Origin of the sequence: Kitasatospora sp. NPDC057940, assembly GCF_042887425.1 — a bacterium.
Lineage (GTDB): Bacteria > Actinomycetota > Actinomycetes > Streptomycetales > Streptomycetaceae > Kitasatospora.
This window is the reverse complement of the sequence record NZ_JBHVPH010000006.1, coordinates 54,839-77,878: the sequence shown is the minus strand read 5'-3', so window position 1 is coordinate 77,878 and position 23,040 is coordinate 54,839. Positions and strand designations below refer to the sequence as shown.

General features: G+C 74.6%; 22 protein-coding genes. 11 read left to right on the top strand and 11 right to left on the bottom strand.

Annotated elements, in window-relative coordinates; all coding sequences use genetic code 11:
• Positions 1-261 precede the first annotated feature (261 nt).
• Complete coding sequence (locus ACFVTF_RS12480) at positions 262-984, top strand: alpha/beta hydrolase (protein ID WP_387812716.1); 723 nt, start codon at positions 262-264, stop codon at positions 982-984.
• A 29-nt stretch (positions 985-1,013) separates the two neighbouring features.
• Here the strand turns inward: ACFVTF_RS12480 and ACFVTF_RS12475 are convergent, their stop codons facing one another.
• From ACFVTF_RS12475 to ACFVTF_RS12465, 3 genes are all read right to left on the bottom strand, one after another.
• Positions 1,014-1,571: a universal stress protein gene (locus ACFVTF_RS12475; protein ID WP_387812712.1), complete on the bottom strand. Its 558-nt coding sequence runs from the start codon at positions 1,569-1,571 to the stop codon at positions 1,014-1,016.
• A 204-nt stretch (positions 1,572-1,775) separates the two neighbouring features.
• Positions 1,776-2,453: an alpha/beta hydrolase gene (locus ACFVTF_RS12470; RefSeq protein ID WP_387812709.1), complete on the bottom strand. Its 678-nt coding sequence runs from the start codon at positions 2,451-2,453 to the stop codon at positions 1,776-1,778.
• 96 nt (positions 2,454-2,549) lie between these two features.
• On the bottom strand, positions 2,550-3,221 hold the full coding sequence (locus ACFVTF_RS12465) for a TetR/AcrR family transcriptional regulator (protein ID WP_387812706.1): 672 nt from the start codon (positions 3,219-3,221) through the stop codon (positions 2,550-2,552).
• Positions 3,222-3,346: 125 nt separating this feature from the next.
• Between ACFVTF_RS12465 and ACFVTF_RS12460 the strand changes: the two genes are divergently transcribed.
• The gene (locus ACFVTF_RS12460; protein ID WP_387812703.1) at positions 3,347-4,165 is read left to right on the top strand and encodes an MOSC domain-containing protein; all 819 of its coding nucleotides are present in this window, start codon (positions 3,347-3,349) and stop codon (positions 4,163-4,165) included.
• A 121-nt stretch (positions 4,166-4,286) separates the two neighbouring features.
• Here ACFVTF_RS12460 and ACFVTF_RS12455 read toward each other — a convergent pair whose 3' ends face one another.
• Entirely contained in the window at positions 4,287-4,679 is a 393-nt protein-coding gene (locus ACFVTF_RS12455; protein WP_371521384.1) for a ribonuclease, read from the bottom strand.
• A 291-nt stretch (positions 4,680-4,970) separates the two neighbouring features.
• Between ACFVTF_RS12455 and ACFVTF_RS12450 the strand changes: the two genes are divergently transcribed.
• Both ACFVTF_RS12450 and ACFVTF_RS12445 read left to right on the top strand, forming a co-directional pair.
• Entirely contained in the window at positions 4,971-6,569 is a 1,599-nt protein-coding gene (locus tag ACFVTF_RS12450) for a carboxyl transferase domain-containing protein (protein WP_387812700.1), read from the top strand.
• Between the two features lie 541 nt (positions 6,570-7,110).
• Complete coding sequence (locus ACFVTF_RS12445; protein ID WP_387812697.1) at positions 7,111-7,485, top strand: transglycosylase SLT domain-containing protein; 375 nt, start codon at positions 7,111-7,113, stop codon at positions 7,483-7,485.
• Positions 7,486-7,741: 256 nt separating this feature from the next.
• On the opposite strand, the gene ACFVTF_RS12440 is transcribed toward ACFVTF_RS12445, so the two are convergent.
• On the bottom strand, positions 7,742-8,221 hold the full coding sequence (locus tag ACFVTF_RS12440) for an HD domain-containing protein (protein ID WP_387812694.1): 480 nt from the start codon (positions 8,219-8,221) through the stop codon (positions 7,742-7,744).
• 108 nt (positions 8,222-8,329) lie between these two features.
• Here ACFVTF_RS12440 and ACFVTF_RS12435 point away from each other — a divergent pair, with 108 nt between their 5' ends.
• Both ACFVTF_RS12435 and ACFVTF_RS12430 read left to right on the top strand, forming a co-directional pair.
• Positions 8,330-9,253 carry an AEC family transporter gene (locus ACFVTF_RS12435; protein WP_387812691.1) on the top strand — a complete coding sequence of 308 codons (924 nt, stop codon included), beginning with the start codon at positions 8,330-8,332 and terminating at the stop codon, positions 9,251-9,253.
• A gap of 119 nt (positions 9,254-9,372) precedes the next feature.
• The gene (locus ACFVTF_RS12430) at positions 9,373-9,720 is read left to right on the top strand and encodes a hypothetical protein (RefSeq protein ID WP_387812688.1); all 348 of its coding nucleotides are present in this window, start codon (positions 9,373-9,375) and stop codon (positions 9,718-9,720) included.
• 57 nt (positions 9,721-9,777) lie between these two features.
• On the opposite strand, the gene ACFVTF_RS12425 is transcribed toward ACFVTF_RS12430, so the two are convergent.
• The gene (locus ACFVTF_RS12425; RefSeq protein ID WP_063350242.1) at positions 9,778-10,041 is read right to left on the bottom strand and encodes a dsRBD fold-containing protein; all 264 of its coding nucleotides are present in this window, start codon (positions 10,039-10,041) and stop codon (positions 9,778-9,780) included.
• Between the two features lie 303 nt (positions 10,042-10,344).
• Between ACFVTF_RS12425 and ACFVTF_RS12420 the strand changes: the two genes are divergently transcribed.
• Positions 10,345-11,283 (top strand): DMT family transporter, encoded by a 939-nt coding sequence (locus ACFVTF_RS12420; protein WP_387812683.1) that lies wholly within the window; start codon positions 10,345-10,347, stop codon positions 11,281-11,283.
• 111 nt (positions 11,284-11,394) lie between these two features.
• Complete coding sequence (locus tag ACFVTF_RS12415; RefSeq protein WP_387812680.1) at positions 11,395-12,624, top strand: GNAT family N-acetyltransferase; 1,230 nt, start codon at positions 11,395-11,397, stop codon at positions 12,622-12,624.
• A gap of 105 nt (positions 12,625-12,729) precedes the next feature.
• Here ACFVTF_RS12415 and ACFVTF_RS12410 read toward each other — a convergent pair whose 3' ends face one another.
• The 3 genes from ACFVTF_RS12410 to ACFVTF_RS12400 form a co-directional block, all read right to left on the bottom strand.
• Positions 12,730-14,121, bottom strand: a complete 1,392-nt coding sequence (locus ACFVTF_RS12410; RefSeq protein WP_387812677.1) for an MFS transporter — start codon at positions 14,119-14,121, stop codon at positions 12,730-12,732.
• Positions 14,121-14,831, bottom strand: coding sequence for an ArsR/SmtB family transcription factor (locus ACFVTF_RS12405; RefSeq protein ID WP_387812674.1), 711 nt, complete (start codon positions 14,829-14,831; stop codon positions 14,121-14,123). Before ACFVTF_RS12405 ends, ACFVTF_RS12410 begins: the two co-directional genes overlap by 1 nt.
• 114 nt (positions 14,832-14,945) lie before the next feature.
• Positions 14,946-15,650 carry a hypothetical protein gene (locus ACFVTF_RS12400; protein WP_387812671.1) on the bottom strand — a complete coding sequence of 235 codons (705 nt, stop codon included), beginning with the start codon at positions 15,648-15,650 and terminating at the stop codon, positions 14,946-14,948.
• A 329-nt stretch (positions 15,651-15,979) separates the two neighbouring features.
• Between ACFVTF_RS12400 and polX the strand changes: the two genes are divergently transcribed.
• Positions 15,980-17,764, top strand: a complete 1,785-nt coding sequence (polX, locus tag ACFVTF_RS12395) for a DNA polymerase/3'-5' exonuclease PolX (RefSeq protein WP_387812668.1) — start codon at positions 15,980-15,982, stop codon at positions 17,762-17,764.
• A gap of 101 nt (positions 17,765-17,865) precedes the next feature.
• Here the strand turns inward: polX and ACFVTF_RS12390 are convergent, their stop codons facing one another.
• Positions 17,866-18,744: a carbohydrate kinase family protein gene (locus tag ACFVTF_RS12390; RefSeq protein ID WP_387812666.1), complete on the bottom strand. Its 879-nt coding sequence runs from the start codon at positions 18,742-18,744 to the stop codon at positions 17,866-17,868.
• 3 nt (positions 18,745-18,747) lie between these two features.
• Positions 18,748-19,731 (bottom strand): pseudouridine-5'-phosphate glycosidase, encoded by a 984-nt coding sequence (locus ACFVTF_RS12385; RefSeq protein WP_371521360.1) that lies wholly within the window; start codon positions 19,729-19,731, stop codon positions 18,748-18,750.
• Positions 19,732-19,867: 136 nt separating this feature from the next.
• Here ACFVTF_RS12385 and ACFVTF_RS12380 point away from each other — a divergent pair, with 136 nt between their 5' ends.
• Together ACFVTF_RS12380 and ACFVTF_RS12375 are read left to right on the top strand one after the other, a co-directional pair.
• The gene (locus ACFVTF_RS12380; RefSeq protein WP_387812663.1) at positions 19,868-20,770 is read left to right on the top strand and encodes a LysR family transcriptional regulator; all 903 of its coding nucleotides are present in this window, start codon (positions 19,868-19,870) and stop codon (positions 20,768-20,770) included.
• Between the two features lie 151 nt (positions 20,771-20,921).
• Positions 20,922-22,586 carry a peptide-N4-asparagine amidase gene (locus ACFVTF_RS12375; RefSeq protein WP_387812660.1) on the top strand — a complete coding sequence of 555 codons (1,665 nt, stop codon included), beginning with the start codon at positions 20,922-20,924 and terminating at the stop codon, positions 22,584-22,586.
• The last annotated feature ends 454 nt before the right edge of the window (positions 22,587-23,040 follow it).

The window sequence follows — 23,040 nt, the reverse complement described above, 5'->3', positions numbered from 1 at the left end:
GAACAATACCAGCCCCACACCCACACACCGAACCCCCGGCCAAACCCCACCCCAAAAGCAAACAAGGCCCGGCACCTTTAGAAAGGCACCGGACCTCATCCGACAATTGGAGCGCCAGGCCCGGGTCGCACGGACTCTTCCTACTGAAAGTAGGACGTGCTCTGGTAGCACCACTGACGCCTGACGAGGAATCATCTCCCTCGCGACGAGAAGTACAGTACCAGCTCCGTGATCAGGCACCGAACCGGAGGCGAACCCCGCATGACGAGCGCTCAACCCGAGTCCACCGCGTACGCCGACGGGCGGCTCATGGACGTGCACCGCCCGCCCGCCGGCACCGCCGGGCCCGCGCCCGTCGTACTGCTGTGGCACGGCCGGGGCCCCGACGAGCGCGACGTGCTGCGGCCGCTCGCCCGGGAGGCCGCCGGGCTCGGCCTGCTGGTGCTCGTCCCGGACTGGTGCTCCGACCGGCCGGACGGCGGCCGCGCCGAACTGCTCGCCTCGCTCGCCCACGCCCGCCGCACCGCCGCCGCGTACGGCGGGGACCCGGAGCGCCTGGTCCTGGCCGGCTGGTCACTGGGCGGCCGGGAGGCCGTAGCCGTGGCCACCCACCCCGACACCCCCGCCGAGCAGCGCCCCGTCGCCGCCGTCGGCATCTCCTCCAGCTACGCCCGCCCGGCGATCACCACCGGGGACGCCCCCCTCGACCTGCTGGCCGAACAGCCCTCCCCCGTCCCCCTCTGGCTGGTCCACGGCACGGAGGACGGGGTGCTGGACATCGAGCACACCCGGCAACTGAGCGCTGCTCTGACGAAGCAGATGTCGGCGGTACGGGTTCTCGAACCCGCCACCGACCACGCGGGCGTCATCATGACCGTGTACGACGCCGAGGCGGACCGCTGCCTCCCCACCACCGCCGAAGCGGTGCTGCGCGCCGGACGCCGCACCGCCGCCGTCCTCGCCGAGGCCGCCGGGCTGTCGTAGCCAGGCGGCGCCGCGGGCAGGCGCGCGGCCTACCGCCCCGAGACGAGTGAGCGCAGGCCGTGGCCGCGTTCCATGGCCTCCAGGTCGCGCTGCAGCGGCGGCCGGGGGACGGCCAGGACGGGGCAGCTCGCGTGCCGGACGCAGTAGGCGGCGACGGAGGGGCGCAGCACCCGGGAGAGGCAGCCGCGGCTGCTGCCGGCGCCGAGGACGAGCAGGTCGTCGGGGTGGTCGGCGAAGCGGACCAGGGTGTGTCCGGTGTCGCCGCGGACGGCCTGGCAGCGCAGCCGGACTCCGGCGTAGCGGCCGGCGAAGGCCTCGTCGAGGGCTTGCCGGAGCCGGGCGACGGCGGCGTCGCGGCCGGCGGTGATCGCGGCCGGGCAGGGTGTGCGGCGGTAGCCGATCTCCTCGCCGGGCGAGGTCCAGCAGAGGAGGGCGAGGACCTCGGCGTCGGTGCGGTGGGCTTCGGCGACGGCGTGGTGGAGGGCGGCGAGGCTGCCGAGCGAGCCGCTGACGCCGACGACGATCCGGCCCGCGCGGTCGGCCCGCTCCGCTGCCCCGTCCGCGCCGGATATCTCGCTGTCCGCCATGGTTCGCCCCGCCTCTCGGTCCGTACCGCCGTGCCGTGCTGTCGTCCTCCAGCAAAGCGGGCCGGCACCGCGCCTCCGGCGCCCGTTGACACGCCTCTGACGCGCGCGCGGGTGTTCCGTACGTGTCCCTGATGCCCCGGGGGCGCCAGGGCGTGTCCTCGAACCCCCGCCTGCGCGCCGGCTCCGGGATTTCGAGGACACGCCCTACAACGCGGTCCGGTACGCCTCGAGCCGGTCGGCCAGCTCTGCGGGGTGGCCGAGCATGGGGCAGTGGTCGCCGGGCATCTCGTCGGGTGTGATGCCCAGGCGTTCCCGCACGATCCGGCGCAGGAACTCGGCGGGGAAGAAGCGGTCGTCCCGGGCCAGCAGGAACCTGGTGGGCACGTCGGGCCAGGCGGCCAGCGGCCAGGGCTCGACGAACGGGGTGCCCGACTGCGCGCGCGAGTGCTTCCAGGCCTCGGCGGCCAGGTCCGGCGGGGTGTCGTGGAAGAACAGGGCGGTGTCGTCGTCGGGATCCCTGCCGTCGCGTTCGTCCTGTTCGCGCCGGGCCTGCTCGTGGTCGGTGTCGGCCCACCACCGGCCGGGGCTCTCGCCCGGTGCCGGGATCTGCGCCTGCAGCATCACCAGCAGGTCCACCGGGAGGCGGTCGCACACCAGCGGCGCGGTGAACCCGCCGAAGGAGTGGGCGACCAGGACCAGGCCGGTGCGGTCACCGATGGCGTCGACCACGGCATCGGCGTACTCGGCCAGCCCGGCCGAGTCGTCGTCGCACGGCAGGTCCACCGCCACCACGTCGTGGCCCCGCCGGCGCAGTTCGGCCTCCAACAGGTGCCAGCACCACGGGCCGGACGCGGCCCCGGGAATCAGCACGTACGTAGCCATCGTCAGTGACCTCTCGGCAGCGCAACGGGCAGTCCGGACATCCTTGCCACGGCACTCTAGTGAAGGCCGACGACATCCCGGCGTGGAACGGCTCGCCTACCCCTCCGGTGGTTCGGCTTCCCAGAGGTCGGCGAACATCCGGTCCAGGTGTTCCTCGCCGATCGGGGGGACGGGCAGCGGGTGGGTGGCCCGGGCGCGGAAGCCGTCGAGGAGCAGGGCGAGGTAGCGGCGCCAGAGGTCGGGGCGCAGGTCGGTGGTGGCGGGCAGGGCGCGGCAGAGCGGGCCGAGCAGGAAGAGCAGGTCCATGGTGACCACGTCGCGCCGCATGGTGCCCTGGTCCTGGGCGCGGGCGATGAGGGCGCCGACGGTGGCGGCGTGCCGGCGGCTGATCTCGATCATGCCGGGGATGGTGGGGATGGCCTGGGTGACGAGGTCGTTGATGCCGCGGTCGGCGGCGACGAGTTCGAAGATGCGCTCGAAGTAGTGTTCGAGCGCGGTCCAGGCGTCCTCGGCGGCGAGGGCTTCCTCGCCGGCCCCGGCCAGGCCGACGGCGGCGTCGGCGAACACCTCGCCGATCAGCGCCTCGCGGGTCGGGAAGTGCCGGTAGAGGGTGGCGTTGCCGACGCCGGCCTCCTTGGCGATCTGGTCCAGCGGGACGTCGAGGCCGTACCGGGAGAACATGCCGCGGGCGGCGGCGAGCAGCAGGTCGCGGTTGCGCTGGGCGTCGCGCCGGAGTCTTCCCGGGGGGTTCGCGCTGCTCGGTGCCATGTCCCGACCCTAGCAATCCCCGGGGCGGGTGGTCGGGCGGCGGGTCAACTACCCTACGGGGGCGTTGATTCCGTACGGGGTCCGCGGCGGCCCGCGGGGGGCCGCGGTGAGTCGAGGGGGCGGCCATGGCCGAAGTGGTGGAGTTGCGGTACTACCCGGTGAAGGGGTGTGCCGGGGTCGAGGTGGCGCGGGCGGAGCTGACTCCGGCGGGGCTGGCCCACGACCGGGCGTTCATGGTGGTGGACGAGGACGGGGTGTTCCGCTCCCAGCGCCGGGACCGCCTGCTGGCCACGGTCCGCCCGACGGTCGGGGAGGACGGCCGCCGGCTGACCCTTGACGCCCCGGGTGTGGAGCCGGTGACCGTCGCCGTGGACACCGAGGGTCCGCGCCGGCCGGTGCAGCTGTTCGGCGCCCCGTTCTTCGGGATCGACCAGGGCGAGGAGGCGGCCGGCTGGTTGTCCGGCGTGCTGGGTGTCCGCAGCCGCCTGGTCCGGGTGCCGCCGGAGCACGACCGGGTGTCCGACGGGCTGGTACCGGGCACGTCCGGCTACGCCGACAGCTGCGCGGTGCACCTGCTGTCCCGCGCGTCGCTGGAGCGCTTCAACGCGCTGAGCGGCGGACTGCCCGTGCCGGCGGACCGGTTCCGCCCGAACCTGGTGGTGGACGGCTGGGACGAACCGCACACCGAGGACCTGACCCGCCGGATCACCGTGGGCGGCGCCGAGTTGGCCTATGCGAAGCTCGCGATCCGCTGCTCGGTGACGCTGGTCGACCAGTCGACGGGCGCGAAGGCCGGTCCGGAGCCGCTGCGGACGCTGGCCGGCTACCGCCGGGCGGCGGTCGGCGGGGTCGCGTTCGGCAGCAAGTTCGCGGTGCTGCGGCCCGGCACGCTGCGGGTCGGGGACGAGCTGGTGGTGGAGGCCTGGGGGCCGTCCGAGCTCTGAGGCCGGTCGCGGCGGGCCGCCGGGGCGGGCGGGGGTCGCCCCTCGGCGATCCGGCGGGCCCGTCGTTCCGGCGGCCCCGGCGGAGATGTGCGCCGGGGCCGGGCGGGGCGTGGGGCGCGTGTCAGCAGCCCTGGTCGATCAGCGAGAACGTGACGTAGTGGTCACCGGTGTAGTAGTCCTCCTGGGTCGCCTGGCCGGTGATGATCCGGCGGGTGCCGCGGGTCGGGGCACCGGGCGTGATGACGGTGTACTCGTGGTAGTACCCGTAGGACTGGCTGGGCAGGACGTGCTCCCTGTTCTGGAACACGACGCCGTCCTGGGAGTACGGGAACGGCCCGTCGGTGGCGATCAGGTTGAGGGTGTCGGTCGCCTCGGGCGGGAGGGTGGACAGACACACCGTGCCGCTCACGTCGGCGTGCGCCTCGGTGGCGACGGCGACGGGCGCGAGGGTCATCAGGGCGACGGCGGTGACGGCGGCAGCGCGGGTCTTCCACGCGCGTAGAGTGCGGGTCATGTCCACCAGTGTGACCAGCCACCGACAACTCCGGAAGCCCTGCGACAAACTATTAACCGACGGGTAACTCACCTGCCTGACCAGCGACTTGAGCCGTATCCCGGCTCCGACCCGAGCCCGGCCGGCGCCGTCCACGAACCGCCCGGACACCCCATGGGTCGACCGCCGTCGAACTAGCGACCCGCCCGCTGTCGGCCTCCTCACAGCTTCCTCACGTTCGCTCCCCGCTCCGGTCGCGCCGCATAGAGTGACGGATCATGTCGGACCGGAACGACCGCTGACGGGGTGGGCATGAACACGGGGACCAACACGGGGACGGAAACGAGCGCGGGCCCGGGAGCCCACCCGGCCACGGGCACGGGCGCGCCGCTGACCGCGCGGCAGCTGATCGGACTGCTGGTCGACCCCGGCGCCTTCCAGGGCTGGGACGAGCCGCCCGCAGGCCCTCCCGCCGACCCCGGCTACCGCGCCTCGCTCGACCGGGCCCGCGCACGCACCGGTCTCGACGAGGCCGTCCTCACCGGCGCCGGCCTGGTCGGCGGGCGGCCGGTGGCGCTGGTCGCCTCCGAGTTCGGCTTCCTCGGCGGCTCGATCGGCGTGGCCACCGCCGAGCGGATCACCCGCGCCGTCGAGCGCGCCACCGCCGAGCGGCTGCCACTGCTCGCCCTGCCCGTCTCCGGCGGGACGCGCATGCAGGAGGGGTCGGCGGCCTTCCTGTGCATGCTGCGGATCACCGCCGCCGTCCAGGCGCACCGCGCGGCCGGTCTCCCCTATCTCACCTATCTACGGAACCCGACCATGGGCGGGGTCTTCGCCTCCTGGGGCACGCTCGGCCAGCTGGTGTTCGCCGAGCCGGGCGCCCGGCTCGGCTTCCTCGGCCCGCGCGTGTACGAGGAACTGCGCGGTGTGGAACTGCCCCCGGACGTGCAGCGGGCGGAGACGCTCGCCGGACGCGGCCTGGTGGACGCCGTCGTGCCGCCCGAGGACCTGCGCGAGCTGGTCCGCCGCACGCTCGCCGTCCTCGCCACCACCGCGCCCGCCCCGGGCGGCGCGGACACCGGCGGCACCGGCGGCCCCGGCCCCGCTCCCACCCCCGGCAAGACCGCCGCCGGGGCCGCCGAACACCCCGACGCCTGGGATTCCGTCCGCCGCACCCGTCGCCCCGACCGCCCGGGCACCCGCGAGCTGCTGCGCCACACCGCCGAGGAACTGGTGCTGCTGGACGCCCCCGGCGGGCGGGACGGCGCGCTGGTCCGCGCCCTCGCCGTCCTCGGGGGCCGACCGGTCCTGGTGGTCGGCCAGCAGCGGCAGACCCCGGAGCACGAGCGCCCGTTCACGGCCGCCGACCTGCGGGCCGTCCGGCGCACCGCGCGGGTCGCGGAGCAGCTGGGGCTGCCGCTGGTCACGGTCGTCGACACGGCCGGGGCCGAACTGTCCGCGCAGGCCGAGCTGGACGGGATCGCGGTCGAGATCGCGCACTGCCTGACCACCCTGCTGGCACTGCGCACACCCGTGCTGGCGGTACTGCTCGGCCAGGGCTCGGGCGGCGGCGCGCTGGCGCTGCTCCCGGCCGACCGGGTGCTCGCCGCCGGACACGCCTGGCTGGCGCCACTGCCGCCGGAGGGCGCGTCCGCGATCGTCCACCGGGACGGCGGGCACGCCGCCGAGCTGGCCCGCTCCCAGGGCATCGGCGCGGGCCACCTGGCGGAGGTGGGGCTGGTGGACGAGGTGGTCGAGGAGCGGCCGGACGCGGCGGACGAGCCGGAGGCGTTCTGCGCGCGGCTGGGACGGGCGGTCGGTGCCGCGCTCGGCGGGCTGGCGGCGCTGCCGGAGCCGGACCGCCTCGCGGCGCGGGCCCTGCGTCACCGCCGCCTCGGCGACCTCCGCTGAGCGTCGGCGGGAGCCTGCCGGTCTCCACTGATCTCCGCCGGGGCCCGGCGCTCTCCCCCGGGCCCCCACGGGTGTGGCGCCGGTCTCAACGGCGGTGAGATCGTCTGTACCCAACGTGCCGATCGCAGACCGGCGGGTGATGGCCGCAGCGGCCCAAACGGTGAGTGCGCTCACACCGGAATGCGGTCCACGACGGGCGATAGTGGCACGTCCCGGGCACCCGCTCCCCGACCCGCCGACGGGGTGTTCGCGCAGGTCAGCGACGGTCGGCACGCTCCGCGCAGCCGCCCCTTCGAATCCACGGCAACTGCCCCCCGTACGACGGCGCGTCGTAACAAGGGGGTCTTGGCGACGCCCGATCCGGCATGCCAACAATGGCTCAGTCGTCAGCCGCACCGGCACCTGTCCCGCCGGTAGCGACTTACTGCCAGGTCACGCCCCACGACCTTCTCGGCCCCTGTCCGGCCACGGTCCAAGGCGGGGCGCGACCCGGCCCAACCTGATTGAGGTCCTGTTCTAGATGCCCACTTTCAAGCTCCGTATGCGCACTTCCGCCGCGATTCTCGCCGGCGCCGCCGGTCTGACCGCCCTGGGCGCGGGTGTGCTGCCCGCCACCGCGAACGCCGCCACCCTGTCCCCGCAGGCCGTGGCCGCCCAGATCGTCCCGGCGAACCAGCTTGCCTCCTTCAGCCAGATCATCGCCCACGAGTCCAGCTGGAACGTGACCGCGACCAACGCCAGCTCGGGCGCGTACGGCCTGGCCCAGGCGCTGCCGGGCTCCAAGATGGCGACGCACGGCGCCGACTGGAAGACCAACGCGACCACCCAGATCAAGTGGGCGCTGGACTACATGAACTCCCGCTACGGCAGCCCGAACGCCGCGTGGACCTTCTGGCAGGCCAACCACTGGTACTAAGCCGACCACCTCGGCTCACCGGACTCCACCCGCATCCTGACCACTCCCCCCTCACCCCGGGGGTCGGACAGGGATCACCGGGGTGACCCCAGAGGGCCCGGGCCCGCGCGATCCGCGTGGCCCGGGCCCTCTCGTGGTTCCCGCACACCTCTCGCAGTGCGCGCGACCCGCTCCCGGCTCGCCCGGGCCGCGCCCGGTTCACCCGCCTCCGTCCCCGTCCCCGCCCCGTCCGGACGCCCGGGCCGCGCCCCGTCGCTCAGAGCTCGCCGGTGAGCCCGAGCAGTTCCCGCATCCGCGCGTACTTGGCGGCCAACCGCTCGGCGGTCGCGGCGTCCAGCACGGCCAGCCGGGCCGGGTCCGAGTTGTGGGCGAGGTCGGCACGCTTGACCAGCAGCGCGCCCGGCGTGGCCAGGACCCGCGCGGTGTACGCCTCGACCGGCTCGCCGGGGCGGCGGGTGAGCGCGTCCACGATCGTCTTGGTGGCCTCGGGCAACGCGGCCCCCGCCAGCCACTCCCGGCTCAACCGGCCGTCCTCGACGGTGTCGTGCAGCCAGCCCGCCGCGATCTGGGCGTCGCTGCCACCGCGCGCGGCCGTCCCGTGTGCGACCGCCGCGATGTGCTCGCCGTACGGGTGACCGTTCTTGTCGACCTGCCCCTCGTGCGCGCGGCGGGCGATCGCCTCCACCTCGACCAGGCTCAGGTACTCGGGCTCCATCGGCGCGTTCTCGGGCTCCATCGGCTCATCGTAGGCCCGTGGTCTGCCCGTTCGCGCCCACTGGTTTACTGCCCCGGGGCGGGAGACCCCCGGCCCACCCGGCAGACCGTCCGAGCGATCCGAGGAACCATGCCATCCCTGCACCCCCTGCTGTCCGGATTCGCCCCGATCTGGGCACTGACCGGGATCGGCTACCTGGTCGGCCGGACCGGGCTGCTCGGGCCGCACGCGGAGCCGGTGCTCAACCGGTTCGTCTTCCACGTGGCGATGCCGGCCTCGCTGTTCCTGATGATCGTCCGCACCCCGCTGGACCACTTCGCCAACCCCTCGATGCTCGCCTTCACCGCCGGCACCGTCGTCTCGATCGGCCTCGGGCTGCTCGCCGGGCGCCTGCTGTTCCGGCGCGAGAGCGGCGAGTTGGCGATCGGCGCGATGGCCTGCGGGTACGTCAACTCGGCCAACCTCGGCATCCCGGTGGCGATGCAGCTCCTCGGTGACGCCTCCTTCGTCGCACCGGTGGTGCTGTTCCAGATCCTGGTGGTCACGCCCGCGGTGCTGGCCGTCCTCGACGGCGGCGCGGCCGGCCGCCGGGCCCTGCTCACCCTGCCGCTGCGCAACCCCATCCTGTTGGCCACCGCGCTCGGCGCCGCCGCCTCCGCCTGCGGGCTCCACCTGCCCGCCGAGCTGAACCGCTCCTGCGAACTGCTCGGCGGCGCCGCCGTACCGACCGCCCTGGTCGCCCTCGGCATGTCGCTGCACAACCGCCCGCCGGCCACCGGCCGTTCGCGCCACGCCGAGGTCGGGCTGACCGTCGCGGTCAAGACCCTGATACAGCCGCTGATCGCCTTCGCGGTGGCCGGCCCGCTGCTCCACCTCCCCGCGCACCAACTCCTCACCGTGGTGCTCTTCTCCGCCCTGCCCACCGCGCAGAACGTCTACGTCTACGCCCGCGAGTACGGCCAGGGCACCGGGCTCGCCCGGGACTCGGTGCTCTGGTCGACCCTGGCGTCGATGGCGACCCTGTCGGTGGTCAGCTGGTCCCTCGCCGCGTAGCCGGAGCCTCCCGGCTCGCCGGCGACCACCCGTACACGGCACGACAGTTGTCCCCCGCGAGCCGTACAAAAGCGGGGAACCGGGGCCCTCGCCGGACTCCCGGTGGAATGCTGGCGCCCATGAGCCAACCGGACCTTCGTTCCGCAGAGTTCCACCACTGTCCGTCCGTCGTCACGCTGCCGCAGGCGGACGTGGACCACTACAACACCGTTCCGCGCGGCGCCTTCCTGATCGATCCGCGCCTGCGCTGCGACCTCGCCGGCGGGCACGGCGGCACCCACTGCGCGCTGGTCCAGGGCGTGGGCTTCGACCTGCACTGGGCGTCCTGGCCCGAGTACCTGGTCGAGGTCGGGCCGCGCTGCCCGGCCGTCGGCCCGTACGAGGGGCCGGAGCCGCCGCGCGACCCCAACATCTGCCTGCTGCGCGAGGACCACCCCGGGCCGCACTACGGCGAGACCTGGTTCTGACGCCCGCCTGGTCCCGGGCCGTCCCGTGCGGGCGCGGGACGGCCGACGGGGCGGGGGTCAGTAGATCAGGTACCCGGGGCGGTGTCCTTCGTCGTCGATCTCCCCGGTGGCCTGCGCCCGCAGCTTGCGGGACAGCTCCTCCAGGGCTCGGGAGGCCGCGACCTCCTCACCGATCCTGGCGAGCGGGCGGTCGTCCGTGCTCTTCATCGACTCCCCGTGGGCGCGCAGGCCCGGCGCCCGCGCACCGGTCAGCCTGGCCTCGCACGCCGTGTGCACTCCGTCTTCCTCGAAGCTCAGCTCCACGTCCCACTGGTTGTGCATGCCACACCTCCTGGCAGCGGCCCCCTCGCGCCTGTCCGGACCGGCACGGACGGTGAGCCGTGGCGGCCGCTCACACCAGCGTGCGCCCGTCCGGCCCGTGGCGGCAAGCGGGCCCGGCGCGGGGGCGGGCCCGGCCCCCGGAACCAGCTCCCCCACCCCGGATCTCCCGGCCCCGGCTGCTCTCCGCCGCCGGCCGGGCCGCGCCGGCGACCCGGCGGTACGCTGACGGAAGCGCGCCGCGACCGCCGACCGAACCCGGACCCGCCGGCGCGGCGCGGGCAGTGACAACCGGGTGGTCCCTCCGTGGCGGTCTTCCTCCTCGCCCTCGGCGCCGCCTGCTGCCTGGGCCTCGGCTTCGTCCTCCAGCAGCACGCGGCGCAGCGGGCGCCCCGTGCCGACCTGCTGCACTGGCGGCTGCTCCTCGACCTGATGCGGATGCCCGAGTGGCTGCTCGGCACCGGGTTCATGGTGTGCGGACTGATCCTGTCCGCGCTCGCCCTCAACCAGGGCGAGGTGTCGCTCGTCGAGCCGCTGCTCGCGACCAACCTGCTGTTCGCCATGGCGCTCTCCCGGGTGCTGACCCGCCAGACCCTCGGCCGCTCGGGCTGGGCCGGGGTGCTGCTGCTCGGGCTCGGGGTGACGGCGTTCATCGTGGCCGGCCGGCCCACCGGCGGCGGTGCGCCCGCCGGGGAACTGCGGCACTGGCTGGTGGTCGGCACGGTGGTCGGGCTGACCCTGCTCCTGGTCTCGTTGGCCCGGCGGCTGCCGCTGTTCGAGGAGGCCACCCTGCTGGCCCTCGCCGCCGGCCTGCTCTACGGCCTCCAGGACGCGCTGACCCGCACCACCACCCAGCGCCTCGACCACAGCGGGCTGGACGCGGTGCTGCGCAGCTGGCAGCCGTACGCGGTGGTGGCGGCGGGCGTGGTCGGACTGCTGTTGGTGCAGAGCGCCTTCGAGGCCGCGCCGCTGCGGATGTCCCTGCCGGCGCTGACCGCCGCCCAGCCGCTGTCCGGGATCGCCTGCGCGGTCGGCTTCCTCGGCGACCGGCTGCGGGTCACGCCGGGTGCGCTGGCCTGGCAGTCCGCCGGACTGCTGGCCATCGTGGTCGGGGTGATCGTGATCGGCCGCCACCCGGCGATGCCGGGCAGCGTCCGCGAAACCCTGGAGAGCGTCGGGGCTCCACCGGAGGACGAGCGGCCCGAGGAAGGCCCCGGAGGCCGTCCGGGAAACGGTCCGGCCTGACCACCGGTGCCGGAGCGTAATTCGCTTGACCGGGCCACGGGTCGACGCTGCACTGTGGCGAGGCACACGGGCCGTGGTGCCGTCGTCATCCAGGGGAGGAAGCAGCAGCCGATGGAGATCCGTCCGACAACCGATCAGGACCGCGACGTCTACGTCGACACGCTCCATGCCGCGTTCGGGCTCTTCCCGGAAACGCCGAGCGACGGCGGCGGGCTCTGGTGGTCGGCGACCGAGATGGACCGCAACCTGCTCGCCGTGACGCCGGAGGGGCGGCCCGTCGGCACCGCCGGCGCGTACACCTTCGAGCTCACCCTGCCCGGTGAGGCCGTCGTCGCCACCAGCGGGGTGACCGGCGTCGGCGTCCTGCCCTCGCACCGGCGCCGGGGCGTGCTCACCGCGATGATGCGGCGCCAGCTCGCCGGGTTCCGGGCCCGCGGGGAGTTCCTCTCCGTGCTGCTGGCCTCCGAGGCCGTGATCTACCGCAGGTTCGGCTACGGACCGGCGACGTACACGCAGCGGCTGACGGTGCCGCGCCATCGGGCCGCCTTCGCCCTCCCCCGGGCGCGCGGAACGGCCGACGCTGCGGCCCCCGGCCCGGAAACCGGCTCGATCGAGCTGCTGCGGCGGGCCGAGTGCGGCGAGATCCTGGAAGCGGTCTACGACCGGTACCGCCGCACGCAGCCCGGCGCGCTGTCCCGGCCGCACCGCTGGTGGGCCTTGGGCGCGGGCCGGCCCCCGGTCTCCTCGGCGTCGCGCTACGTCGCCGTCCACCGGGGTGCCGACGGGCTCCCGGACGGCTACGCCAGCTACTCGCTCGCCGACGGCACCTTGACGGTCGACGAGACCATCGCCACCGACGACGCCGTCGCCACGGCCCTGGCCCGGTTCGTGCTTGAACACGACCTGGTCTCCCAGGTCGTGTTCAAGCACGTTCCGTCCGACCACCCACTGCGCTGGCAGCTCGCGGACTTCAACGCCGGCGAGGGGAGCAGCAGCACCGACTGGCTCTGGGTGCGACTGCTGGACGTCCCGCGGGCGTTGACCTCGCGCGGCTGGTTCGTGGACGGCGAGCTCGTCCTCGACGTCGACGACCCGTTCCTCGGCGAGCACGGCCGCTACCTGCTGACCGTCCGGGACGGGAAGGCCGAGTGCGTCCCGACGGACCGGGAGCCCGACCTGTCCCTGGACGTGAGCGACCTGGGCTCGGTCTACCTCGGCGGCACCACCCCGAGCACGCTCGTGCGGGCCGGACACATCCGGGCCCACCGCCCGGGCGCGGCCGCCCTCGCCGACGCCCTCTTCAGCGCCGAGCGCGCCCCGCACTGCCTGCACTGGTTCTGACCGGCCGGTTCTGCCCGGCCGGTTCTGCCCGACCGGTTCTGCCCGACTGGTTCTGCCCGACTGGTCCCGGCCGCATGCTCGCCTCGCCGCCCCTGTGCGACAGGCCTACGGGCGTGCCGGGACCGACGCGGGCGCAGGCCCGGGCTCGGGCTCCGCCCCCGACTCGGGCTTCGCCTCGTCGGCGGTGCCCGTCCGGCCGCGCCGGCGGTCCATCTCGCGCCACTCCGGCCGCAACCCGGCCAGGTTGGTGGAGGCGAAGTAGAGGGCGCCGCCCGCGACCAGGGTGGGTATCAGCCCGACGAGGCCGACCGCCGCACCCGCCAGCAGGCCGCCGAGCGGGATACCGGCCCAGGCGAGGGAGTCGCCGAGGGCGTGGACGCGGCCGAGCAGGTGACGGGGCACCCGCTCGAAGAGCACCGCGCCGAGGATCGGGTTGAGGAAACCGCCGCCGAAGCCGCCGACCGCGAAGACCGTGAGCACCACCCACAGCGGCGCGCCGCACGCGAGCACCAGGAAGCGCGGGGCCCCGACGAGTAGGTAGCCGGCGAAGAACACCGTCCGGCGGGGCAGCCGGTGGGCGATGGCCGCCGCGATCAGGCTGCCGACGACCGCCGTGATCCCCCCGGCGGTGCCGGTCAGGCCGATGGCGGCCGGGCCGTTCCCCGACTCCCGCGCCCAGACCGGGAGGAGGACCGTCATGAACCCGGCGTCGAGCAGGTTGGTGATGCCGACCAGCACCGTCACGGTGAGCAGCAGCGGATCGGAGCGCAGGAAGGTGAAGCCCTCGCGGAACATCCGCCAGTAACCCACCGGTTCGGCCCCGGAGTCGGCTCCGGACTCGGCTGCGGACTCGGCTGCTGCGGCCTGCTCGGCAGCGGGTGCCGGGGCCGCCGCGCGCCCCATCCCGCGCGGCAGGGCGAAGGCGATGACGAGGGACCCCAGGGCGAAGGTGGCGGCGTTGAGCGCCAGCCCGGCCAGCGGGCCCATCAGCGCGACCAGCCCGCCACCGACCGCCGGACCGACCGTGGAAGCCAGCCGTTCGGTGACGCCGGAGAAACCGGTGGCGCGCTCCATCGGCACCCGGGCGCGGTCGGCGGCCTCCGGGACCATGACCGACTTGGCCAGGTCCCCCGGGCCGCGCATCGCGCCGATCACCGCGACCATCGCCAGCAGCACCCCGAACGGCAGCATCCCCAGGGCGTGCAGCAGTGGGACCAGCCCGGCCGCGACGGCGCTCACCAAGTCCGTCGTCCAGGACACCACCCGCGGCCCGAGCCGGTCGACCAGCGGCCCGGTCAGCGCCTTGACCAGTACGTACGGCGCCATCTCGGCGAAGGCGACCAGGCCCGTCATGGTGGCGCTGCCGGTGGTGGCCAGGACGAACCAGGGCAGGGCGATGGCCGAGACGCGCGTCCCGGTGATGGAGACGGCCATCGCGGAGAGCACCCCGACCAGCGGCCGGAGGCTGCGCGCGGGCGCGTCGACGACGGTGGCCATCAGGCCCCCGCCTCACCGGTGTCGGTGCCAGCGCCGGTCTCGGTGTCGGCACCGGTGTCGGTACCGGTGTCGCTGTGACTGTCGCTGTGACTGTCGCTGTCGGCACCATCGCCGGTGCCCACGCTCGCGTCGGGCAGCACGTGGACGACCACGGCGACCCGCTCGGTGCCCTCCGGGGCCGGCCCCTCCGCATCCAGCATGCGGTAGCGCCGCACCACCGCGGACAGATCGGCGGCCAGTTGCTCGGCCTCCTCGGGGGTGAGCTGCAACAGCACGTCGCTGAGGACGACCGCCTTGCGCCACTCCCGCGGCATCGTCTCGAAGGCGTCGACCGACCGCTGTGCGGCCAGGGCGTGGGCGGTGAGGACGGACCGGAGGAAGCCGACGGCCGTGTCGAGCTCCTCGTCGGCCATGTCGTCACTCGTCCAGACGGTGAACTTGTGGGCCGAACGCCACCACCGCTCACGGGCGTTCCCGCGCTCGGGATCCTCCTCGACGAAGCCCGCGGCGGCGAGCTGGCGGAGGTGGTAGCTGGTCGCCCCGGAGTTGAGCCCCAACTGCTCGGCGAGCCTGGTCGCCGTGGAGGGGCCGTGCTTGCGCAGCAGCCCGACCAGCTGCATGCGCACAGGGTGGGCCATCGCCCGCATGCCCTTGGCCGTGAGGACGATGTGCGGGTCATCGCTGTGCATCCAGCCGCGTTCATCGGTCATGGCAGGAGCGTAGAACCGCAAAGACATCTTTGCAAAGGGTTTTTTGCGAAGAAGTCTTTGCGGTGAGCACCAGGGCCGCGAAGGGACGCGCGCCGACCGTCCGCCGGCCTTCCGTCAGTCGTGCGCGACCCCCAGCAGCAGCACCACCGTCAACCCGCCGCCGGGGGTGGCCTCCACCGCCAGCCGCCCGCCAGCCGCCAGCACCAGGCTGTGCACGGCCGGCCCGACCGGCCCGTCGGCGCGGGCGCCCGCGAGCAGCCACTCCCGCGCCCCGGGCAGCTCGGACGACCCCCGGTCGGCCACCCGGATCTCCACCCGCCCGCGCGGTCGCGCCGCCCCGCTCAACCCGGCCGCCCGCAGGGCCGTCGCGGCCGGGCCGGGCCCGCCCGCCACCTCGGCGCGGACCAGCACCCGCCCGCCGGGCGGGTTGCGCCGGATCGCGTGGTCGACCAGGCCCGCGAGCGCGGCCTCCAGCCGCCGGGCGTCCGCGGCCACCACCGGCAGCCCCGGCGCCAGCCGGGTCGTCACCGCCGCCGCCCGGCCGCCGCCGCGCACCACCTTGCGGACCACCTCGCCCACCTGGACGTGCCGCGCCTGCGGCTCGCAGCCGGCCTGCCGGCCGGTCCACTCGACGCGCTCCAGTTCCGGCCGGGACAGCGCCCGGGGCCCGGCCATCTCGCCCGGTCGCAACGCTCCCGGTTCCTCACCCGCCACCGCGCCGCCGACCCCGCCCGTACGGCCGGGGCCGCCCGGACCGCCGAGGGCGCCGAGCGCCCTGGCCCCCGATGCGACATAGCCCCAGAGCTTCCCGCTTGCCATTGCCCTGCCCCTCGCGCATCGCCGGCGGCCGTCATCAGTGCCGCGGCCGACCGGCGCGGGCCGCTTCCCAGGCCCTGCTGTCAGCCTGCACCTCACTCGTTCGGGTGACAATCCGGCTCCGGGATGCGAACCGGGCACCACCCCCGCCGGTCGGCGGGTGTGGCACCGGCCGACCGGCGGGGCAGGCCCGGCCTCCGGCCCGCCGCGGGCCCGCGACGCGGCGCCGCCGACCCCGGGCCGGGCCTCACGAACTCCCTTCGCCCGCCCGGAGGTCCGCCGCCCGGGCCGGAGCCCGGGCCGGAGCCCGGAGACCCTCCTAGACTGGCCCCATGCCCCGGCTCAACGACCAGGTGCGGGAGCTGCTCCAGGAGTACGCCGACCTGATCAACATCACCGGCGGGGACGCCTTCCGGGCGCGGGCCTACGAGAAGGCCGCCCGCGCGGTGGGCGGCCACTCCGAGGACGTCGCCGGCCTGGACGCCAAGGGCCTGCAGCAGATCCCCGGCGTCGGGAAGTCCACCGCCGAGAAGGTCGCCGAGTACCTCACCACCGGGCGGATCACCGCCCTGGAGGCCCTGCGCGCCGAAGTCCCTTCCGGTGTCCGGGAGATGACGGCCGTGCCCGGTGTCGGCCCCAAGCGCGCCCTCGCCCTCTACCGCGACCTGGGCATCGCCTCCGTCGACGACCTGGCCGAGGCGGTCCGCTCCGACCGGCTGTCCGGCGTGGCGGGCTTCGGCGAGCGCAGCGGCGAGAAGATCCTGCACGGCATCGAGTTGCTGCGGCGCTCCGGCGGCCGCACGCTGCTCGACGCGGCCACCGAACTGGCCGAGCAGCTCGTCGCCGCGCTGTCCGCCGTGCCCGGCTGCACCCGCTGCGCGTACGCGGGGTCGCTGCGCCGGATACGCGAGACGGTCGGCGACGTCGACGTGCTGGCGACGGCCGCCGACTCCGCCCCGCTGATGGCCGCGCTCACCGGACTCCCGTACGTGGCCGAGGTGATCGCGAGCGGTCCGACCAAGACCTCGGTGCGCACCACCGGGGGCGTGCAGGTGGACCTGCGGGTCGTCCCGGAGGAGGACTGGGGCGCGGCACTCGTCTACTTCACCGGATCGAAGGCGCACAACATCCGGCTGCGCACGATGGCCGTCCGGGCCGGGCTGAAGCTCTCGGAGTACGGCCTGTTCCGGACCTCCACCGAGGGATCGGACGGCGAGGAAGCGGACGGCGAGGGCGCGGGCAGCGTGGACGCGGACGGCGCCAAGGTGGCGTCCGCGACCGAGGACGAGGTGTACGCGGCACTCGGCCTGCCGTGGATCGCACCGCCGCTGCGCGAGGACCGGGGCGAGATCGAGGCCGCCCTGCGCGGTGAACTCCCCGATCTGGTCCAGGAGGCGGACCTGCGCGGCGACCTGCACACGCACACCGACCTGACCGACGGCCTGGCCACCCTGGAGGAGATGATCGACGCCGCGGCCGCCCGCGGCTACTCCTACTACGCCGTCACCGACCACGCGCCGGACCTGGTGATGCAGCGGATGACGGACGAGAAGATGCTCGCCCAGCGCGAGCGGCTGCGCCGACTCGCCGACCGCCACCGGAAGCTGCGCCTCCTGCACGGCACCGAGCTGAACATCGGCCCGGACGGCGGGGTGGACTGGCCGCCCGGGTTCCTGGCCGGCTTCGACGTCTGCGTGGCCTCCGTGCACTCGCACTTCACCGCCGACCGGGCCGCCCAGACCCGCCGGCTGATCCGCGCCTGCGAGAATCCGCACGTGCACGTCATCGGCCACCTCACCACCCGGAGGATCGGCCGCCGCGGCCCGATCGACGTCGACCTGGACGCGGTGTTCGCGGCCGCCGCGCGCACCGGCACCGCGATCGAGATCAACAGTTCCCCGCAGCGGCTCGACCTGCGCGACGAGGACGTCCTGCGGGCGAAGCGGCACGGTGTCCGCTTCGCGATCGACAGCGACGCCCACGCCACCGGGCAGCTCGCCTACCCGCGCTTCGGCATCGGTACGGCGCAGCGCGGCTGGCTCACCGCCGAGGACGTGATCAACACCTGGCCCTGGCAGCGGCTGAAGCGTTTCCTCCGCAAGGACGCGCTGCGCTGAGCCGCCCGCCGGGCACCCGGTGGGCGGCCCCCGCGCACGGGGCCGCCCACCGCGAGGTCACCTCGACACCGCCCCGAGCCCGCCCCGCCGCCTCCCCGAGGTCACCGCTCCGCGAACGAGGCCCCCGGCGTGGCCAGCACCCGGGCCGCGCTGCGGTGCCCGAGGCCGGCGGCCAGGTGCAGGTCGCCGCCCTCCAGGAACCCGGCCAGGAACCCCGCCGCGAAGGCGTCCCCCGCCCCGGTGAGGTCGCGCACCTCGCTCACCGGCGGCACGGGCACCGTGAACGGCGCCTCCCCGGGCACGTCGACGGTGGTCGCCTCGGCGCCCGCCTTGGTGACCACGGTGGTGGTCGCCAGCCGGGCCCGCTCCGGCCCCGGCAGCCCGCCCACCAGCAGGCCCAGGTACTCCGCCTCGGACCGGTTGGCGAACACGAAGGTCGGCGCCAACTCGGCCAGCAGGGCGAGGAAGCGCTCCCGCCCGTACTGCTCCAGCATGCCGGTCGAGGAGGCGTCCACCGAGGTGGTGCCGCCCGCCCGCCGGACCCGCGCCAACGCGTCCACCGCGGAGCGGCCGACCGGATCGCCGTCGAAGGAGTAGGCGGGCACGTGCAGGTGGGTCAGGCCGGCCAGCCACTCGTCCGGCACCCGGTCCAGCAGCTTGGCCGCGCCGCGGTCGGGCAGCATGGTCCGTTCGCCGGTCCGGTCGATCAGGACCACGATGCTGCCGGTCTGGCCGCGCCGGGCGACCCGTACGTCCACGCCGTGCCCGGTCAGTTCGGCGACGATGCCGTCCCCGACCGGGTCGGCGCCGACGCAGCCGATGAACCGGGCCGGGTACTGACCGGCGGCGAAGCTCGCGACGTTCGCCGCGCTGCCGCCGCGCCGCCGGAAGACCTGGGCGCTGGAGTCGGTGCCGTGCCGCAGCGGGCCGTCGACCCAGACGACGATGTCCTCGACGAGGTCGCCGAGCACCCCCAGCACGGGTCAGGCCCCGCTGCGGGCGGCGGCCGCCAGCGCGGTCGCGATCTGGCCGCCGAGCCGGACGTTGCCCCGGTAGACCTCGACGTTGACCTCCAGGCTGCGGCCCTGGGTGTCGCGCTGGATGTGGTCGAGCAGGAAGGGCGTGGAGGCGTTGCCGGTGACGCCCTGGCGCTCGGCCTCGGCCCAGGCGCGCTCCAGGATGCCGTCGAGCTCCTCCGGCGGCAGCTGCTTGGCGGGGTCCACCGGGTTGGCGATCAGGACGGCCTGCGGCAGGGCGAGGCGGTCGCGGGCCTCGATGAGCCGCGCGGCCTCCTCGGGCGACTCGACGCTGAAGTTGATCTCGTGGCCGGAGTCGGTGACGTAGAAGCCGGGGTACTTGCGGGTGCGGTAGCCGATGACCGGGATGTTGAAGGTCTCGAAGCGCTCCAGGGTGGCCCGGATGTCGAGGATCGACTTGACGCCCGCGCTGATCACGGTGACCGGTGTGGCGGCCAGGGTGGTCATGTCGGCCGACTCGTCGAAGCTCTCGGAGGCGCCGAAGTGGACGCCGCCGAGGCCGCCGGTGGAGAACACCCGGATGCCCGCCCGGTGGGCGAGGAAGGCGGTGGCGGCGACGGTGGTGCCGCCGTGGCGGCCGAGCGCGGCGACCACCGGCAGGTCGCGCAGGCTCACCTTGTCCAGGCCGTCCGTCGCGGACAGTTCGGTGATCTGCTCGGTGCTCAGACCGACCGTGGGCACGCCCGCGTGCACGCCGATGGTCGCCGGGACGACGCCCGCCTCGCGCAGCTGTCGCTCGGCCTCCAGCGCGACGGCCAGGTTGCGGGGGCGCGGCAGGCCGTGGGTGAAGATGGTCGATTCCAGCGCGACCACGGGCCGGCCGTCGGCCACGGCCTGCGCGACCTCCTCGGAGACGTGGATGGCCCGCGCGGAACGGGTGGCCGGCGCGGAGCCGGGGGCTTCGGGGGTGCTGGGGGGCAGTCCGGTCATGGTCGGATCTCTCTCTGAGATGCCACTGCGGTGGGGCAACGTGTCGCTCAGCGTATGGACGGTTCGCATCGGAATCCAGAATGAGTCCTGGGGCTTTCCATAGGCTCAGACCTATGAGTTGGCTTAGGCTTGGGCCATGGGCTTCACCTTGCGTCAGCTCGAGGTCTTCCTCACCGTCGCCGAGACGCTGCACTTCGGACGAGCCGCCGAACGGCTGCACATCTCCCAGCCGACGGTCAGCCAGGAGGTCGCCCGGCTGGAACGGACCGTCGGTGTCGAGCTGTTCGACCGCAGCCGCCGCTCGGTGGCGCTGACCGAGGCCGGCGAGGTGATGGCCGCCGAGAGCGCCCGGCTGCTCGGGCAGGCCGAGACGCTGCTGGCCCGGGTGCGGCTGCACGAGGAGTCCCGGCTGGGGACGGCCCGGATCGTCGCCTCCCCCAGCGTGGTGAACCGGCTGCTTCCCGCCGTGGTCAGCCGCGCCGAACAGGAGCTGCCCGCGCTCACCACCGCCGAGGTCGCCGTCGACACCGGCCAGGTCTCCACCGCGGTGGCCGCCGAACTCGCCGACATCGGCCTCGGCCGCTTCCTCGACGAGGTGGCCGGCTACCGGCTGGAGCGGATCGCCGACGAGCCGGTGCGGATCGCCCTCGGCCGGGACCACCCGCTGGCCGGCCGGACGAGCGTGCGCCTCGGCGAACTGCGCGACCTGCCGCTGCTGCTGTGGCCGCGCGAGCAGCACCCGCGCTACTACGACCACGTGCTCGGCCTGTGCTCGGACCACGGCGTCGACCCGCCGGTGCTGGTCAGCCCGCCGCGGATCGTCGGTTCCCGGCTCTACCTGCTCGCCCGCAACCGCGCGTTCTCGCTGGTGCCCGGCTCGATGACCGGCCACCTCACCGAGGACGTGGCCACCGTCCGGCTGGACGGCCGGGCCACCCTGCCGCTGGAGATGCAGTGGCGACTGGACGACCGCCGGCCCCGGCTGGCCACCCTGCGCGACCTGATCCGGCAGGAGGCGGCGGCCCTGGAGGTCGACTAGGCCCTTACCGGGCCCGCGAGGCCAGGCGCACCCCAAGTGTCCCCCCCCGGGTGAATCCTTGACGCTGGCATGCCACCGCCGAAAGGATGCCCGGACCGCCCACCCGGCCCGCGGCAGCGCCCGCCGGCCGCCCGACCCCTGGGGACCAGCCTTGGCCGTCCGCCCGCTGCTTCGCCGCGCCGCCCGCCTCCTCGGCGCCGCCGCCCTGACCCTCGCCGGCACCCTCACCGCCGCCGCCCCCGCCCACGCCGACTTCGGCACCGACTACCACGACCCGGTCACCGCCACCCGGCCGCTCACCCGCCCCGACACCCGCTCCTGCACCGTCGAGGTGATGCACGACCAGCAGTTCCGCAACGGGTACGGCAACCCGCCCGACACCCCGTACACCACCACCCTCACCCCGCCCGCCGACTGCGCCGGGCCCTGGTCCGCGGTGGTCCTGGACCTCCACGGGCAGGTCGCCGGGCGGCAGTTCGACCGCATCTTCAGCGCCCGCGTCGGCGGCGTCCAGGTGCTGCTCTCCTCCACCCCCGAGCCGTCCAAGGACGGCATCGAATGGAAACTGGAGCGCGATCTCACCCGCTACGCCCCGCTGTTCGCCGCCGGACCGCAGCCGTTCTCCCTCGACCTCGCCAACGTCACCGACGCCACCTACACCGGCGTCTTCACCATCAGCGCCAGTGTCACCTTCTACACCGCGAACGACCGCTGGCCCGCCGCCCGCGCCGCCGACCGCCTGCTCACCACCGGGCCGTTCGCGCTCACCCAGGCCGCCCCCGCCGCCGCCCGCGAACTCACCTTCCCGCAGAACCTCGAACGCCTCACCGCCGAGGTCTACACCCGGGGCGGCGGCGCCTGCGAGGAGTTCGCCTACGCCTCCGCGCCCGACGCCTTCGTCAGCGCCAACCCCGGCCTCGGCTCCTGCGGCAAGGGCCCGTTCCGCGAACTGCGGCTCACCGTCGACGGGCGGACGGCCGGCGCGGTCTGGCCCTACCCCGTCATCTACACCGGCGGGTGGGACCCGCTGCTCTGGCGGCCCGTCCCCGGCGTCTTCGCCTTCGACCTGCCCGCCTACCGGCTCGACCTCACCCCCTACGTCGGGCTGCTGCTCGACGGCCGCCCGCACACCGTCGGCATCGCGGTGAACGCCAGCGAGGCGCAGAACAACGACACCTGGACCGGCCAGGTCAACCTCTTCGCCGACGTCGACCACGGCGCCGCCCGCACCACCGGGCAGCTCACCGATCACCGGGTCGCCCCCGAGGCCGCCGTCGACACCCGGCTCACCGACCACGGCGGCGGCAGCGGCGACTGGACCGTCACCGCCGGCCGGCACGACCTCGCCCGCGGCTGGGTCCAGACCTCGCACGGCCGGATCACCACCGAGGTCCGCGACGACCTCGCCTTCCGCTCCGCCCAGCAGCTGCGCGACAGCGGCAACGACGTGGCCCTGCACAACCGCACCGACCTCACCCGCACCACCGCCACCTGGGGCGGCGGCCCGCACCGCACCACCACCGTGCGCGAGGGCGAACCGCTGGACGTCACCTACCGCGTCACCCACGACGCCGCCGGCAACACCGACCAGCGGACCGCCATGGACCTCGGCTACCACCGCGAGACCACCGCGGCCACCGGCGGCCACGTCACCGAGCGTTCGACCGTCGACCACACCCTGCGCCCCACCGCCCGCCGCCACGACGGCGACTCCACCGTCCGCACCGGCACCAGCACCGAGGACTACCGCAGCACCGGGCCCGACGGGCCGTACCACCGCACGCTCTCCTTCGTCGACGGCTGGCCGAAGCCGTAGCACCGCACCGAATCTCACCGAATCTCCCGACTTGCGAAATCCGTCCGATTTCAGGCGGTTGACCCCTGGTGCACACGGCGTGGGAAGCGCATGATGGGAGATGGACCTGCGAGGCAGCTGAAGGAGTTCGACCGCAGGAGGCAGTGGTGACAGATCGAGACGGATCAGGGTCTGCCACTGGTACTACCTCGGTCGACGATCGAACTGCCGGCCGGAGGACACGATGTCCGGAGGCCACCCCCGCCTCGTAGGTTCCCCGCGTCCACGGAGCGCCCCCTCGGCTCCGTGGACGCGTCCGTCGCGACAGGGCCCTCTCGGCAAGACCCGTCACTGCGGCGCCCGTGACCGCGGGGCCCGCCGCCGCGGCACCCGTCACTGCGGCACCGGGTAGCCCATCTCCCAGGCGTGGACGGCGATGCCGACCCCGGCTGTCCCCGTCCGCCGCCCATGCGGC